This window comes from Marinobacter antarcticus, from assembly GCF_900142385.1.
In the GTDB taxonomy this organism is placed as follows: Bacteria; Pseudomonadota; Gammaproteobacteria; order Pseudomonadales; family Oleiphilaceae; genus Marinobacter; species Marinobacter antarcticus.
The window spans coordinates 58,019-73,016 of record NZ_FRAQ01000001.1 but is presented as its reverse complement, the minus strand read 5'-3'; the positions used below and the strand labels follow the sequence as shown (position 1 = coordinate 73,016).

The following is a 14,998-nucleotide window of genomic DNA, read 5'->3' as shown; positions in this document are numbered from 1 at the left end:
GCAAAAAACCTCTACCAGCAAAACAGTTTAAAGGCGGGCCGTCATGGCTGCAACCGACAGGCTGTGCGGCGCTTAGATTGCGCCGGAGATATTAACCACTTTCTGTTGGATCATGGTGGGGGCAGGTTTACGGATTTGTCTCTGCATAGCATCAGCTAGTTCCAGCTGCCTGCGTAAGTCGCTGATAGTATTGCCTAGCCGGTCACGCTCGAAGCGGCCGTCACGATCGCTTCTTACCATATCCCGGAGGCGTCGTATCTGGTGCTCCAGCAATTGTTTCTGTTCCATGGAGTACTGCATGATCGGCAGCAGTGCTTCTGAAGGCCAGCGCTCCACATCCTGGCGTACACGAGCATGCAGGGTTCTGGCTTCGCTCACCATCACATTGAAAAAACGTTGTACCAGAACGGACTGCTCGGTGAGCAGGTTCTTGGGGCTGACACGGAAGCGTCGGGCTTTTTTACGCAGCTCCCTGACAGCAATAACATGCCGGCCGGCACGCAGCGGGATGGGTTCCAGGTGCTGGGCACGGGTATCCTCGTTATACCGACGATAGATGGCTCCGACCATTTTCTCCGCGAGGCGGCCCTCGCTGAGCAGGTTGGTGAAATCGCTTTCCAGCAGCTCAAAAAACTGGTCCATGGCGCTGTTCATACCGGCCGTAGTCCAGCTTTTGGACATACTTTTGTGGATCTTCTCGGCATGAGACTCAAAGCGATCTTCGGCTACCAGGTTTTTCAGCATCTCACCCTGAGAACCCATCAGTCGGCGGCTTGAGCGCAGCGTGATCAGCTTCTTGTAGTAAAAGTCGTAATCTCGCTGAGCTCGATCTGCCAGCCGTGCGAGGGCGGCCTTGTCCATGGTGGTGCCTGAGCAGGCCTGAGACTCTTCTTCGAGTGAATCGAGGCGGGTCTGCATCGCCGCCTGGCTGTTTTGCAGCATGCCCAGCAGGTCATTAATCAGGCTTTGGGTGATCAGCTGCTCTTTGTGCATCAGAATGCGCTGGATGATCAGCTGTTCCAGGTTGCCAATGTTGGAGCGGGTGAACAGATCGTTGTCTTTCCTGACCCTTGCGACCAGGCCCTGCTTGGCGGACAGGGGTATTACGTCCTGCTGCCGGATGCCGAGATGATCCGCTGTATACTCACGCACCCGCTCAATGGCTTCGCGGGTGTGTTTCTCGCCCTGCAGGTCGTCCCAAAGCACATCTATTTTGTTCAGTACGGCAAAGCGACCGGCGCGGTGATCAGCGTGCTCGGTGTCGATGTGCTCTTTCCAGATGGTCATGTCGCTGGCGGTAACGCCGGTATCTGCACTGAGCACAAAAATGATGGCATGAGCTCTTGGCAGCATGCTTATGGTGAGTTCGGGTTCAGAGCCGAGCGCGTTAAGGCCTGGTGTGTCAAGAATGCGCAGGCCGCGCTCGAACAGCGGGTGGCGAATACTGATCTGGGCATTTCGCCAGGCTGGAATCAGGACATTACCGGGGTTGTTGCGGTCATGCTCTAGCATGCCTTCGTCGAAGCCGAGCGTTCGCGCCTGCTCAGGATCAACACTTTTGACCCGGGCAACTTCTCCCAGGATCTCTCGCATGATTTCAGGATCGCGTTCATCCAGTCCGTGCTTTACCCAGCGTTCCGGCTGTTTGCGCAGCTGTTGTAATGACAGGTCACCGGTACGGGTCTCTATTGGGAGCAGTAACAAATAGTTTTCGTTGGCGCTGCGGTCAAAAAACAGCTCGGTCGGGCACATGGTTGTGCGCCCGGCCTGGGATGGCAGCATGCGTTGGCCAAAATCCGAGAAGAACAGAGCGTTTATCAGCTCCGTTTTGCCACGGGAATACTCGCCGACAAACGCGATAGTGAGCTCGTCCTCAATGAGAAGCTCAAGCCCATGACGGATACGCGTGCTGATGTCGTCTGAGAACAGGTTGTTGTCCTGAAGCCATAACCGGTAGCGGCCGATCTGGCGGATCAGCTCTTTTTTCCAGTTGTGGTATGCCTCTACCTGTTGAGTCAGATTTCCCTGGTGATTCATTGGATTTTCCTTGTACACGACTTCCGGCATTCCCCGGGCAGATTCGCTGGGATCTACTTGACGTACGGGTTAATTAATTACGGTTAATACTAGCTTGTTCCCGGAGTTTTTGCGGCTTGGTGTTTGCGGGTGTGTGGCAATTATTGACATGACCGGCATAAAAAAAGCCGCAAAATCAACGGAGTGAACTTGCGGCTTACAGGTCAGGCTTTTTGTGGAAAACTGTTACAGATTGTTTATTTGAGACCTGGTTTACAGTCCGAGACCAATGGATCCAAGACCGGCTGCGACTTTCATGTGTTCAATAACAACAGAAAGGACGTTCAGGATAAGGAAAACGATAATGGGTGACAGATCCAGCCCGCCCATGGACGGCATCAGTTTGCGTACAGGGCGCATAACAGGTTCCGTGATCTGCGCAACCAGCTGAATAGCAGGGTGTCCGCTGCCGGGGGCGATCCAGCTGACGACGACGACAGCGATAACTGACCAGAAGTAAATTTTGACGATCAGGTCCAGGACATTCAGAACGGCCCAGACCAGCAGGGTGAGCGGATTGAATGAAGGAATGCCGCCATTCAGGGCAACAAGGATCAGAAAGAAGGTGATCGCCTGAATGATAATGGCAAGAACCAGGGCGGCACCATCAATTCCGCCCCAGCCAGGAATAACCCGGCGCAGAGGTCTAAGCAAGGGGTTGGTGGCCTTTACAGCAAACTGGCAAATCGGGTTATAGAAGTCGGCCCGTGCCAATTGCAGCAAAAAGCGCAGCAGTATAATCGTCATGTAAAAAGTGGACGCGATCAGCAGGATCGTAATCAGGATGTCTGCCAGCATGTAGCCGTTTCTCCGTTGTCAGTGACTGTTTTACTCTTTGCCTGCCAGTTCTTTGGCCATTTCTTCCGAACGCTTGTAAGCAGCGCTATACGCTTTCTTTACCAGGTCGCGCAGGCCGCCTTCTTCGAAGGTATTAACCGCCTGTTCAGTTGTGCCACCCGGAGACATCACGTTTTTCTTCAGCTGGGCCGGGTCATGCTCGCTTTTGGCTGCCATTTCAGCGGCGCCTGCCATGGTCTGTATGGCAAGTTGCCGGGCAGTTTCCGGGTTTACGCCTGCTTCGGTTGCAGCCGCCTCAAGCGCCTCCAGCATCAGGAAGAAATAGGCGGGGCCGCTGCCCGAAAGGGCCGTCACGCCATGAAGCAGGGCTTCGTCCTCAACCCACACTGCGATACCAATGCCTTCAAAAACCGATTGCACCATCTCTTTCTGGGCACTGCTGACGCTTTCGTTGGCAAAAAGCCCGGCTGCACCTTTGCCTACCAGAGACGGTGTGTTGGGCATGACCCGCACAACCGGCAGGCCGCCACCAAGCCACTCATCAAGTGTATCCGCGCCCAGGCCTGCTGCAATAGACACCATTAGCGGGCGGGTATTCTGGGCGATGGGGGCTATGTCATGACAAACGTCCGCCATTGCCTGGGGCTTCACCGCGAGCACAACCATATCTGCCTGCTGTGCACAGTAACGGTTGTCTGTTGTCACGCTTATCCCAAAACGTTTGCGAATGGATTGCAGGTGGCCGTCGTCCGGCGCGCTTGCCCATATGTTGCTAGCTTTGAATCCGCTATCCAGCATGCCGCCAATAATGGCGCTGGCCATGTTGCCGGCACCGATAAACGAAATGGTTGGTGATTTGCTCAAGGTTTGCTCCAACGGTTATTCGGTTAGACATCCGGCTCCGATAATAGCAGGAACCGGTCAATTCAGCTCTTAGATGGCCGTTCGCCAAAAACAGCCGTGCCGATACGGACCCAGGTGGCACCTTCTGCAATCGCCATTTCGAGATCACCAGACATGCCCATGGATAAGGTGTCCAGTGGCCCGGCCTCGGGGTATTTCTGCCTCAGCTCTTTCAAGGTGTTGGTCAGCTTGCGAAAACTTGCTCTCAGCGCGGACTCTGCCTGCTCCGGATCTGGGATCGCCATAAGCCCCCGCAGAGTGAGTCCCGGCAGCTGGCTTATTTCCGAGACCAGTTCGGGCAGATCTTCAGGCTGGCACCCGGACTTGCTCTGTTCATTGTTGATATTGACCTGCAGGCAAATGTTCAAGGGTGGCAAGCCGGATTCTCGTTGCTCGCTGAGGCGGCGGGCAACTTTCAGGCGGTCCACACTGTGCACCCAGGAAAAAGCCGAAGCGATCTGCCGTGTTTTATTGGACTGTATCGGGCCGATAAAATGCCAGTCGATGTCGGTCAGATCGTCCAGTGCTGCAATCTTGTCCAGGGCTTCCTGAAGGTAGTTTTCCCCGAATGCCCGTTGGCCGGCAGTCACAGCTTCTCGCAGCTCTTCCGGCGAGCGCGTTTTGCTCACCGCCAACAGCTTCACAGAATCGGGCTCCCGGCCCGCCTGCAATGTTGCTTTTTGTATGCGTCGGGTTACGCTCCCGAGGTTGTCTGCTATGCTGCTCATATTATCAAATAGTCGCGTTTAGTCAGCCTGTTCCTTGGCGATACGTTACTCGCAGGTCACTGAAATGCCAAGTGATCAGAGCCGGGTTGTGCCAGATAGACGTTACCTGTGTAAAAGAAAAGCCTTCCGAGGACTTCTATGGATATTACTGAACTGCTTGCCTTCTCGGCAAAACAGGGTGCGTCTGACCTGCACCTTTCTGCCGGCCTGCCCCCTATGATTCGTGTTGACGGTGATGTTCGCCGCATCAATCTTCCGCCCCTGGAGCACAAAGAAGTTCACGGGCTGATCTACGACATCATGAACGACAAGCAGCGCAAGGACTACGAGGAATTTCTGGAAACCGACTTTTCCTTTGAAGTGCCGGGTGTCGCGCGCTTCCGTGTTAACGCCTTTAACCAGAATCGCGGGGCTGGTGCCGTTTTCCGTACCATCCCCTCGAAAGTACTGACAATGGAAGACCTCGGCATGGGCCAGGTGTTCAAGGATGTTTCTTCTGTGCCCCGTGGGTTGGTACTGGTAACCGGGCCGACTGGTTCCGGTAAGTCCACCACGTTGGCGGCGATGATTGATTACATCAACGATACCCGCTACGAGCACGTTCTCACCATAGAAGACCCGATCGAATTTGTGCACGACTCCAAGAAGTGCCTGATCAACCAGCGGGAAGTGCATCGAGATACTCTGGGTTTTAACGAAGCCCTGCGCTCCGCATTGCGGGAAGACCCCGATATTATTCTGGTAGGTGAGCTGCGAGACTTGGAAACTATCCGTCTGGCGCTCACCGCGGCGGAAACCGGCCACCTGGTGTTTGGCACTCTGCACACCACGTCGGCTGCGAAAACCATTGACCGGGTAGTAGACGTGTTCCCGGCGGAAGAAAAATCCATGGTGCGTTCCATGCTTTCCGAGTCGCTGCAGGCTGTTGTTTCCCAAACGCTGATGAAGAAAATGGGCGGTGGACGGATAGCCGCTCACGAAATCATGATAGGTACGGCCGCTATCCGTAACCTGATTCGCGAAGACAAAATTGCCCAGATGTACTCATCGATTCAGACCGGCGCTTCGTTGGGCATGCAGACGCTGGATCAGTGTCTTGAGCGTTTGCTGCAGAAGGGGCTGATTTCCCGCGAGGCGGCGCGGGCCAAGGCGAAAATGCCTGATAATTTCTGATCCCCGGCGTTTTGGCTGATAGTCATATAAAAAGAATATAGGTAATCAAAATGGAATTCGAAAAGCTGCTTCGCCTGATGGTAGAAAAAGGAGGCTCAGACCTCTTTATCACGGCCGGTGTTCCACCCAGCATGAAAGTGAACGGTAAAGTGCTGCCGGTCACCAAAAATGCGTTAACGCCGGAGCAGACCAGGGAGTTTGTGTACGGCTCGATGAGCGACAAGCAGAGAGCCGAGTTTGAGGAAACTCATGAGTGTAACTTTGCCATCAGCGCCCGTGGCATTGGACGCTTCCGGGTGAGTGCGTTCTTCCAGCGCAACTTGTGCGGCATGGTACTGCGCCGGATTGAAGTGAAAATTCCTCAGATCGACGATCTGTCGCTGCCGGAAATAATTAAAGAGCTGGCCATGACCAAACGTGGCCTGATCATGTTTGTCGGGGCGACGGGTACCGGTAAATCGACGTCGCTGGCCGCCATGCTAGGGCACCGTAACCGGAATAGCCGGGGACATATTATTTCCATCGAAGACCCTATCGAATTCGTACATCAGCACCAGGGCTGTATCGTGACGCAACGGGAAGTCGGGATCGATACCGAGAGCTTCGAAGTTGCGCTGAAAAACACGCTCAGACAGGCACCGGACGTTATTCTCATTGGTGAGGTGCGCACCCGCCAGACCATGGAATACTCTGTTCAGTTTGCCGAGACAGGTCACCTTTGCCTGGCAACACTGCACGCTAACAACGCCAACCAGGCGCTTGACCGAATTATCCAGTTTTTCCCGCCGGAGCAGCACAACCAGATCTGGATGGACTTGTCTCTTAACCTCAGGGCAATTGTGGCTCAGCAACTGATCCCGACACCGGACGGAAAAGGCCGCAAGGCCGTTATTGAAGTTCTGATCAATACACCGCTGGTAGCAGACCTGATTCGCAAGGGTGAGGTGCATAAACTCAAGGGGTTGATGGCCAAGTCCAACGAATCCGGCATGCGGACCTTCGATCAGGCTTTGTATCAGCTTTATGCTGAAGGCTCTATTACTTACGAAGATGCGCTGGCTCACGCCGACTCGGCTAACGACCTGCGCCTGATGATAAAACTGGGTACGGATGCCCAGGGGGCAGACCAGTTGTCATCCTCTGTTGATAAGCTGACTATTCAGGATAACTGATAACCCTGATGCCGACGAAAGTCGGAAGCAGTTAGTTTTTCAAATCAGTAGTTTTAGCATTTGAGACCATTGGACACGGCTGCGTATACTCCGCCCCAAACTACAAAGGAGATACCGCTGTTATGAGATCCACACTGCTAACCCGTGCTGTTCGGCTGGCGACGCTGGCCGCAGTAGCTGCTCCCACCAGCGTTCTTGCTGGTGGTTTTTCCCTGAACGAACAGAGTGCTAGCGCAATGGGTGTTGCTAACGCCGGTGCCGCTGCAAACCCGGAGAATGCTACCACGGTATTTTTTAACCCGGCGGGCATGAGCCAGTTAAAAGGTACGAATATATCTTTTGGTGCTGCGATTCTGGATATTGATGCCGAGGCAAAAGAAGGAGCCAGAGCAAACAATCAGCTTCCCTCCATTGCACCCCAGAGTGAGGTTCAGGGTTCTCTTGGCGGCGATATTGCGGATCCGGCCGTTTTGCCAAACGTCTATCTGACTCATGAAATCAATGATTCAATTGATGTGGGTTTTGGCATCCACGCACCCTACGGCCTTGCCGCAGACTACGAGGATGATTTCGTTGGTCGTTTCTTCGCGGACAAGACCGAGTTGACAGCGCTTTCCTTCACACCAGCTATTTCCGTTAATAACGGCCAAGGCTTGTCTATGGGCTTGGGCCTTAACGTAATGTACGTCGAAGGCAAACTTACGAAGTTTATCGATAACTCAGGCACTATTGCCCAGGCGCCAGGTGGGGTTGTTCCCGGTACTCCAGCGCAGGGCTACGCCGACATTGAAGGTGATGATGTTGCCGTGACCTTTCAGGTGGGCTTTCTGTATGAGCTGAATGACAGAACTCAGATTGGACTGAAGGCTCAGACGGGTACAGAGCTTGAGCTCAAGGGTGATGCCAAGTTTACCAATTTAGCCGTGGCTACTCCCGCAGGTACCCCCACTCCTCCGGGGCCAGGAGTTGCTGTCGCGATTGACTCGACTGAGCCGGCCAGAGTCCCACTGGCTATCCCCGAGAGCATCACGGCCGGTATCAGACACAGTCTGACCGATGAGATTACGGTTCTGGCCGGTGCTACCTACTCCAGATGGAGCCGGTTCGAGTCTCTGGATATTTACGGGCGCGATTCCAGCAAGCCTCTGACGGCTCAGAGCCCGGGCGGTATGCCTAACCAGCTGACACATATTCCCGAAGAGTGGGAAAACACTTGGCAACTCAACGTGGGTGGTATTTGGCAGGCAACGCCTGAGTGGGCTTTCAAGGCCGGGTATGCCTGGGATGAATCGCCAGTTGATCAATACGTCACCGCTCGAATTCCCTCCAGTGATCGTCACTGGCTGACGTTGGGCGCCCAGTGGAAGCCGGCTCAGAGCGGCTGGACAGTAGATGCTGCGGTAGGCACCCTGCTGTTCACCGACGACCCAACAGTGTCAGACAAATCTTACGTCCTGACTCCGGGTGGCACTATCCCTAGCCCTGCGGACACGAACTCGTTCTATGAGGGCGAGTACGATCTTGAGGCCTGGAGTGCGGCCATCCAAATCAGCAAAGCCTTTTAACGTCTGATTTCAAAGAAATAACGGCAGACTGGTTTAACCTACTACCTGTCCGCGGTAGATGATTTTTTTCTTCCGCGGCAGGCCCTCTTCCTGACTTGCTTCCGCTATCCTGGCTGTGGGTGTGTCATCGATAATCTCCTGCCCCCGATACATTTTCCTGGAGTGCTTCTCCGTTTTCATTCCCAGTTCCGGAACCTGGGCAAGCAGGCATTCCCAGGTATCGACTAACTGCCGGGAGCGGCTTTTACCGGCATAGTCTGCCAGCTGCTGCTCCAGATGCTCTTCCGTCAGGTGCAATCGTACTCCAAATTCGGCGCTAATCAGCCGGCGGCACTGGTAAACAAGCTTCAGAAGGTTGCGGTCCATTAGCCAGCTGCGCTCAGAGGTTAGAGATGTCATTTTCCGGTACCGTTATGGGTGTCACAACATGGGCGTCACCGGTACGGTGGTGAGCAGGTGACGATCGACATAAAAGGGGATGCGAATTTCGTGCCGTTCCGGAATGTGAGGTCAGGGTGGGAATTGAGTGGGGAAGGGCAGGCGCCTGCACCGTTTTGCGATGTAAAGACGCACGGTTTCAGTGCGTGCTGGGTTTTCTGTCGTGGCTGCCCCCGCGCCCGGGGGAACCATTGAAAGCTGTTTTTATTAACTCCCTAGTGGGCTTCGTCCCAGTTGTCGCCCACGCCAGCTTCTACCAGCAGTGGCACCGCTAACTTCACCGCGCCGGACATGCGTTTGATAAGCCCTTCGCGGATCTCGTCAGCGGCTTCTGCCTTCACCTCCAGAATCAGTTCGTCGTGCACCTGCATGGTCATGCGGGCAGTTTCAGGGTGCTCCGCAAGCAGCCAGCGCTCTACTTCAATCATGGCCAGCTTGATAATATCGGCGGCTGTTCCCTGCATGGGGGCATTGATAGCCGTCCGCTCGGCGGCCTGCTGCAGCTGTTTGTTGCGCGCATTGATTTCAGGCAGATACAGGCGTCGGCCATACAGTGTTTCAACATAGCCATCGTTGTGGGCCTGCTTTCGGATGTTATCCATATATTGCAAAACACCCGGATAGCGCTCGAAATAGCGGTCGATATATTGCTGGGCAATCTTGCGACCCACATCCAGTTGGCGGGCCAGTCCGAACGCCGACATGCCGTAAATCAGGCCGAAGTTGATGGCTTTGGCGCTGCGGCGCTGGTCGCTGTTTACATCGCCCCGCGCCACACCGAAGACTTCTGCTGCTGTTGCTTTATGAATGTCTTCGCCATTTTCGAAGGCCGTCAGCAGACCTTTGTCACCAGACAGGTGGGCCATGATCCGCAATTCAATCTGCGAGTAGTCCGCCGCCAGAAGTTTATAGCCTTTCTCGGCGATAAAGGCCTGGCGAATGCGCCGACCCTGCTCGGTGCGGATAGGAATGTTCTGCAGATTTGGCTCCGATGAGGACAGACGTCCGGTGGCTGTGACCGCCTGGTGGTAAGAGGTATGCACCCGCCCTGTGCGGTGGTGGATCAGCTCCGGCAGGGTATCTGTGTAGGTGGACTTGAGCTTGCTCAGGCTGCGGTGTTCCAGAATCAGTCTGGGCAGTTCGTGCTCGTGGGCCAGCTCCTGCAATACTGGCTCTGCTGTAGAAGGCGCGCCTTTGGGTGTTTTCTTGATCACCGGGAGGCCCATCTTCTCGTAGAAAATGACCTGCAATTGCTTGGGTGAGCCCAGGTTAAAGTTTTCGCCAGCCACTGCGTGGGCTTCTTTTTCCAGTTCGGCCATCCGCTCCGCCAGTTCCTGGCTATGCTGGCGCAGGGTGCTGGCGCTGATCAGCGTGCCGCGCTGCTCCATGCGAGACAGCACTGGCACCAGGGGCAAGTCTATGTCCTCATAAACCGACTGTAGTTTGCCGATCTTGGCCAGTTGCGGTCGTAGAACCTGATGCAGGCGCAAGGTTATGTCAGCGTCTTCTGCTGCATAGGGCCCCGCCATTTCCAGATCCAGCTGGTTAAAAGTGAGCTGCTTGGCACCTTTCCCGGCAATGGACTCAAAGGTAATGGTTTCCTCGCCCAGATAATTTCGGGCCAGAGTGTCCATGTCATGGCGGGATGAAACCGAGTTCAGCACGTAAGATTCCACCATGGTGTCTTCAGCGATGCCTTCCAGACAGATGTCGTGGTTGGCCAGTACGTTCTTGTCGTACTTAAGGTTCTGGCCAACTTTCTTCTGCTTTGGGTCTTCCAGCAGAGGTTTGAGCTGGGTCAGTACTTCCTCGCGATCGAGCTGCTCAGGAGCCCCCATATAATCGTGGCCAAAGGGCACGTAAGCCGCCTCGCCCGCCTTGATGGCGAACGACACACCCACCACCTCGGCGCTCATGTACCGCAGGCTTGTGGTTTCAGTGTCAAAAGCGAATAGCTCGGATTTTTTGAGTCTTGTTACCCACTCATCGAGTTCTTCCTGGCTGGTGATTACGCTGTAATGTTTTTCCTGTGCAGCCAGCGCATTATTGTCATCGGATTCTGCAGTCCGATTGTCGCCGGCTTCAGCGGTTTTAGAGGCTTTGGCCTCCAGTTCTGCAACCCAGCTCCTTAATTCGTATTCTCTGAACAGTTCCAGAAGATCTTCGTCGCTTTGCTGTCGCTCCTGCAGATCTTCCAGACCAAACGCGAGGGCTACATCCATTTTGATGGTGGCCAGTTCCCGACTCAGGGGCAGGGTATCGATGGCCTCACGCAGATACTCGCCAATCTTGCCTTTGATCTCGCCGGCATGCTCAATCACGCTGTCCAGATTGTCGTAAGCCTCTAGCCATTTTACCGCTGTTTTCGGGCCGCATTTGTTGACGCCGGGAATGTTGTCTACCTTGTCGCCGACCAGAGCCAGGTAGTCGATTATCTGGTCGGGGCGAACGCCAAACTTCTCTTTCACACCGTCCCGGTCCATCCGCGTTTCGGTCATGGTGTTGATCAGCGTTACGTGATCGCTGACCAGTTGGGCCATATCCTTATCGCCGGTTGAGACCACCACATCAATGCCTTTGCTGGTGGCTTCGTTGGCCAGAGTGCCAATCACATCGTCGGCTTCCACTCCCTCCACAATCAGTAGTGGCAGCCCCATGGCTTTTACCATCTGGTGGATGGGCTCAATCTGCATGGCCAGATCGTCCGGCATTGGCGGGCGATTGGCTTTATACTCTTCGTAGAGATCGTGGCGGAAGGTTTTGCCCTTGGCATCGAACACCACAACCAGCTTTGAACCGGGGAAGTCCTGCTCCAGCCGCCGGATCATTGCGATGACGCCCTTGATGGCGCCGGTGGGGTGATTTTTGCTGGTGGTTAGTGGCGGAAGTGCATGATAAGCACGGAATAAATAGGACGAACCGTCCACAAGTACCACAGGTGGGTTCTTTTGTTCAGTCATGTCAAAACGGATCCGGATTCTGATTGAAGCGTGGGTTGGCTTGTGCAACTCTGTACTCAATTCGATGAACAAAAGGGTATCACGAAAATGAAAAGAATCGCCTGTTCCGCATTGTTGCTTGTCAGCGGCCTTGGGCCTGTGCTGGCACAGGAAAGCGGTGCTCTGGATGAGACCGTTGTAGAAACGCCCAGAGAGCCGGTCGTGGTGTCTGATTATCAGTCATCCAGTGACGGCCCGCAGATTGTTATCCGGCCCGGTGATGACAAGGTGTTTTACGAGTACAGGGTGAACGGACAGCTCATGGAGATAAAAGTAGTGCCGGAAGTTGGCCGTGAATATTACCTGGTGCCCGCTGACGGCGGCGGATGGATCCGGGAGGCTGATTCCGGCATGCTGATTCCGAGCTGGGTTCTGTTCCGCTGGTAAGCGCTCCGCTCAGATCAGATCGACCATTACGGCTGGAGAGCGCCTGCTTTCCAGACCCTCTGCATCAACCGTTGTAATCGCAAATTCGTAAGCGCCAGGTGGCAGGTCAGTGAGTGGCTGGCTTGTGCGCTGCGGGTTGTTGACTGGTATTACGCTGAAGCGTTTTTCATACCGTAACCGGTAGTAGATCCGGAACCCGGCAATTTGCCCAGGCTTTAACGCGGAGCCGTCTTCCCGTGTTTGCGGCGCGCTCCAGCTCAGTGCCTTGGGCGGTTTTGCTTCTTTTGCAGAGCTGTTTGCCTGTTTTCCCTGCCCAAGTGTTTCAAGCAATCCACCTGTAGCCATGTCGAGCCGACCGTTTGCCAGCTCTGATGCGCGGAGAACGGTTGTGTGGGTGCCTCGATCGTCTTCCTGGCAGCCGGTAAGCAGAGTCAGCGCAGAGATGAAAGCAATAAAAGGCACGCAAGCAAACAGGTTAAACCCGCTCCGCCGGGAGGATAATCGGTAAGGCATGGCGCTCTTCATGGCACTCTCTATAACTATAGAATTCGCACGTCAGGGCTGGCGTTGCAGCCTCTGTTTTTACGGGTTCGCAGAACCGGTATAAAACGGGGAGGCGTGCTACAAAAAAGAGCTACGCATTATGCGGATTGAGGGGCGTCTGGCAAGTGAATAATCCGTAAAAAAACCTATATGCTTCGTGCGTGCATCCTCCGCTTTTAGTATGAACATTCTAATTTTTCCCCGTAACCTTGGTTCCAAGATCAAAGAAAAGCTTTCACCTTAGAGCGGATCAGGCAGATCAAGCATTGGTCAGAAGCGATAGGGAGAGGTTTCAAAAGAACTTAAGCAAATCAAGGAGAAATGACATGGGTAAACTTAAAACTTATCAGGAACAGCTACAGGAAATCGTAGACAAGGGCATCAACGCTGCTGAAGAGCAGCAGAAGAAGCTCGCGTCCATGCCGTTTGACTACGCGGAAAAGCTAGAGTCTGGGGCGCGTGAGTACAGTGTTAAAACTTTGCGCACTCGTTATAACGGCTACAGTGACAGTCTTTTCGGCCAACTGCGTAACCTGAACAGCCGCTTTGGCAACTTTGCAGCCGATCTGGTAGCAAAGCTTGAGAAAGAAGCAGTTGAAGGCGCAGACGCAGTATCTGAAGCGGCAGACGATGTATCCGATGCAGCTCAGGAGGCCAAGAAGTCTGTAGCGGCCAAGAAGCCTGCAGCCAGCAAGCCTGCTGCCAAGAAAAAAGTAGCAGAGAAGACGGAAGCTGCTTCAGCCTGATTTAGGGTGAACCAGTAATGCCAGCACGAAGTTTGTGCTGGTGCACAAAAAAGGGGCGCCGAACTGAGTTTTGGCGCCCCTTTTTTGTTTGGTTAATGGTGCTCTGGTGTTCGTGCCCCGAAAGCTGGTTAATCCACGGTATTGACCGGATCCAGCGATAGCGTGCGGGTTTCGCCAGTGACTTTTTCAAGCCGTTTTATATCTGCCTCAAACGACTGTATCAGGGAATCCGTTTCCTGAGTTTGCCAGGAGATTTCCCTCTCGATATCGCGGATCTGTGATTCAAGACGGCGGATCTTGTCAAGAGTTGCGTCCGGTACTTTTTGCCCGGAACGCTCCATGTTTGCGGCCCGACTCTGCTCGTTGTCGAGTTGGCTTGAGATAACAGAGATGTTGCCCCGCTTGAGCTGAATCAGGCCTCGCAGCTCATTCAATTTGCGATGCATGGCTCTGATTGCCTGATCCGGATGGCTGAAGCGCTTTAGTAGTTGAGCGTCATTCTCGCGCTGAACGGCGAGTTCCTTCTGGCGCTGCTTTTCTGCTTCGCGAACGGCAATTTCATCTTCCGTCGGCGCCGGAGGGATGACTTTCTCTACGCGACCATTTGAATTGAGGATGTCGTAGCCGCGTTTTGTGGCTTGCTGGGGAATGGTGTTGCTGATCACGATCTGGCCGCTTTCGTCCGTGTAACGGTACATGCCCGCTTCTGCATGGGTTGCTATACTCAGCGTCAGCAAGAGTGCAGAGGCCGTGGCTGAAAATGCAGTCAGGCGCTTTTGCATCAGTCAGACTCCGTAACGTTCCCGGTAGCTGGCTACCTTCGCGGCGTGGCCAGAAAATTCCGGATTGGTCTCAAGATAGTCCAGAACCTGTTCCAGACGTATGATGCTGACAACCGGGATGCCAAATTCGCTCTCAACTTCCTGTATGGCGGAGAGTTCGCTGTTTCCCCGCTCCTGTCGGTCCAAGGCGATCAGTACACCGGCTGGTTCTGCCCCGGCGGCACGGATAATATCTATAGATTCGCGTATGGCTGTGCCAGCAGTAATTACATCATCGACGATTAGTACTTTACCTTGCAACGGTGCGCCAACAATATTACCGCCTTCACCGTGATCTTTCTTTTCTTTACGGTTGAAGGCAAACGGCTTGCTGTTACCCTCGCGGGCCAGCGCCATGGCAGTCACGGTTGCCAGCGGAATGCCCTTATAGGCAGGCCCGAAAATGATGTCATAATCCAGACCGCTGCGGCCGATGGCTGCAGCGTAGGCCGTGCTGAGCTGAAGCAGGTCGTCCCCGGTGTTAAACAGCCCTGCGTTAAAAAAGTATGGGCTGGTGCGACCGGACTTGAGTGTGAAATCACCAAAACGAAGTACGTTGCGGCGGATGGCGAATTCAATGAAATTTTGCTGATAGTCGTGCATAGCAAGGCTTCTGGCGGGTGTGGATCTTTAAATAACGCGTAAAAAC

General features: G+C 54.2%; 14 protein-coding genes. 5 read left to right on the top strand and 9 right to left on the bottom strand.

The features are described from left to right. Positions 1–72 precede the first annotated feature (72 nt). The 4 genes from BUA49_RS00350 to BUA49_RS00335 form a co-directional block, all read right to left on the bottom strand. Entirely contained in the window at positions 73–2,037 is a 1,965-nt protein-coding gene (locus tag BUA49_RS00350; RefSeq protein ID WP_072794829.1) for a dynamin family protein, read from the bottom strand. 252 nt (positions 2,038–2,289) lie between these two features. Continuing rightward, positions 2,290–2,874 carry a YggT family protein gene (locus BUA49_RS00345; protein ID WP_072794828.1) on the bottom strand — a complete coding sequence of 195 codons (585 nt, stop codon included), beginning with the start codon at positions 2,872–2,874 and terminating at the stop codon, positions 2,290–2,292. Between the two features lie 30 nt (positions 2,875–2,904). After that, entirely contained in the window at positions 2,905–3,738 is an 834-nt protein-coding gene (proC, locus tag BUA49_RS00340) for a pyrroline-5-carboxylate reductase (protein ID WP_072797523.1), read from the bottom strand. A 62-nt stretch (positions 3,739–3,800) separates the two neighbouring features. Next, positions 3,801–4,505, bottom strand: a complete 705-nt coding sequence (locus BUA49_RS00335; protein WP_072794827.1) for a YggS family pyridoxal phosphate-dependent enzyme — start codon at positions 4,503–4,505, stop codon at positions 3,801–3,803. A gap of 138 nt (positions 4,506–4,643) precedes the next feature. On the opposite strand from BUA49_RS00335, the gene BUA49_RS00330 reads away from it, so the two are divergent. The 3 genes from BUA49_RS00330 to BUA49_RS00320 all read left to right on the top strand — a co-directional run bounded on the left by BUA49_RS00330 (position 4,644) and on the right by BUA49_RS00320 (position 8,415). Then, positions 4,644–5,678 (top strand): type IV pilus twitching motility protein PilT, encoded by a 1,035-nt coding sequence (locus tag BUA49_RS00330; RefSeq protein WP_072794826.1) that lies wholly within the window; start codon positions 4,644–4,646, stop codon positions 5,676–5,678. Between the two features lie 50 nt (positions 5,679–5,728). Next, positions 5,729–6,850, top strand: coding sequence for a PilT/PilU family type 4a pilus ATPase (locus BUA49_RS00325; protein ID WP_072794825.1), 1,122 nt, complete (start codon positions 5,729–5,731; stop codon positions 6,848–6,850). A gap of 236 nt (positions 6,851–7,086) precedes the next feature. Next, positions 7,087–8,415 (top strand): OmpP1/FadL family transporter, encoded by a 1,329-nt coding sequence (locus BUA49_RS00320; RefSeq protein ID WP_407656681.1) that lies wholly within the window; start codon positions 7,087–7,089, stop codon positions 8,413–8,415. Positions 8,416–8,448: 33 nt separating this feature from the next. Here the strand turns inward: BUA49_RS00320 and BUA49_RS00315 are convergent, their stop codons facing one another. Together BUA49_RS00315 and polA are read right to left on the bottom strand one after the other, a co-directional pair. Then, the gene (locus BUA49_RS00315) at positions 8,449–8,814 is read right to left on the bottom strand and encodes a hypothetical protein (protein ID WP_072794823.1); all 366 of its coding nucleotides are present in this window, start codon (positions 8,812–8,814) and stop codon (positions 8,449–8,451) included. A gap of 254 nt (positions 8,815–9,068) precedes the next feature. Next, positions 9,069–11,813 (bottom strand): DNA polymerase I, encoded by a 2,745-nt coding sequence (gene polA, locus BUA49_RS00310; protein WP_072794822.1) that lies wholly within the window; start codon positions 11,811–11,813, stop codon positions 9,069–9,071. A gap of 87 nt (positions 11,814–11,900) precedes the next feature. On the opposite strand from polA, the gene BUA49_RS00305 reads away from it, so the two are divergent. Next, the gene (locus tag BUA49_RS00305) at positions 11,901–12,239 is read left to right on the top strand and encodes a DUF2782 domain-containing protein (protein ID WP_072794821.1); all 339 of its coding nucleotides are present in this window, start codon (positions 11,901–11,903) and stop codon (positions 12,237–12,239) included. A 9-nt stretch (positions 12,240–12,248) separates the two neighbouring features. Here BUA49_RS00305 and BUA49_RS00300 read toward each other — a convergent pair whose 3' ends face one another. Then, a complete protein-coding gene (locus BUA49_RS00300; RefSeq protein ID WP_228704372.1) occupies positions 12,249–12,752 on the bottom strand; it encodes a fibronectin type III domain-containing protein in 504 nt (167 codons plus the stop codon). A 356-nt stretch (positions 12,753–13,108) separates the two neighbouring features. Here BUA49_RS00300 and BUA49_RS00295 point away from each other — a divergent pair, with 356 nt between their 5' ends. Further along, positions 13,109–13,528 (top strand): hypothetical protein, encoded by a 420-nt coding sequence (locus tag BUA49_RS00295; RefSeq protein WP_072794819.1) that lies wholly within the window; start codon positions 13,109–13,111, stop codon positions 13,526–13,528. Between the two features lie 128 nt (positions 13,529–13,656). Here the strand turns inward: BUA49_RS00295 and BUA49_RS00290 are convergent, their stop codons facing one another. Next, positions 13,657–14,310, bottom strand: coding sequence for a DUF4124 domain-containing protein (locus BUA49_RS00290; protein ID WP_072794818.1), 654 nt, complete (start codon positions 14,308–14,310; stop codon positions 13,657–13,659). 3 nt (positions 14,311–14,313) lie between these two features. After that, complete coding sequence (gene pyrE, locus BUA49_RS00285; protein ID WP_072794817.1) at positions 14,314–14,952, bottom strand: orotate phosphoribosyltransferase; 639 nt, start codon at positions 14,950–14,952, stop codon at positions 14,314–14,316. Between the last annotated feature and the right edge of the window lie 46 nt (positions 14,953–14,998).

Bases quoted from the DNA above. Each gene is read 5' to 3' on its own strand.
- BUA49_RS00335 (WP_072794827.1), bottom strand. From the start codon at position 4,505: ATGAGCAGCATAGCAGACAACCTCGGGAGCGTAACCCGACGCATACAA.
- BUA49_RS00325 (WP_072794825.1), top strand. From the start codon at position 5,729: ATGGAATTCGAAAAGCTGCTTCGCCTGATGGTAGAAAAAGGAGGCTCA.
- BUA49_RS00330 (WP_072794826.1), top strand. From the start codon at position 4,644: ATGGATATTACTGAACTGCTTGCCTTCTCGGCAAAACAGGGTGCGTCT.
- BUA49_RS00345 (WP_072794828.1), bottom strand. From the start codon at position 2,874: ATGCTGGCAGACATCCTGATTACGATCCTGCTGATCGCGTCCACTTTT.
- BUA49_RS00300 (WP_228704372.1), bottom strand. From the start codon at position 12,752: ATGCCTTACCGATTATCCTCCCGGCGGAGCGGGTTTAACCTGTTTGCT.
- BUA49_RS00305 (WP_072794821.1), top strand. From the start codon at position 11,901: ATGAAAAGAATCGCCTGTTCCGCATTGTTGCTTGTCAGCGGCCTTGGG.
- BUA49_RS00295 (WP_072794819.1), top strand. From the start codon at position 13,109: ATGGGTAAACTTAAAACTTATCAGGAACAGCTACAGGAAATCGTAGAC.
- polA (WP_072794822.1), bottom strand. From the start codon at position 11,813: ATGACTGAACAAAAGAACCCACCTGTGGTACTTGTGGACGGTTCGTCC.
- BUA49_RS00290 (WP_072794818.1), bottom strand. From the start codon at position 14,310: ATGCAAAAGCGCCTGACTGCATTTTCAGCCACGGCCTCTGCACTCTTG.
- BUA49_RS00350 (WP_072794829.1), bottom strand. From the start codon at position 2,037: ATGAATCACCAGGGAAATCTGACTCAACAGGTAGAGGCATACCACAAC.
- pyrE (WP_072794817.1), bottom strand. From the start codon at position 14,952: ATGCACGACTATCAGCAAAATTTCATTGAATTCGCCATCCGCCGCAAC.
- BUA49_RS00320 (WP_407656681.1), top strand. From the start codon at position 7,087: ATGGGTGTTGCTAACGCCGGTGCCGCTGCAAACCCGGAGAATGCTACC.
- BUA49_RS00315 (WP_072794823.1), bottom strand. From the start codon at position 8,814: ATGACATCTCTAACCTCTGAGCGCAGCTGGCTAATGGACCGCAACCTT.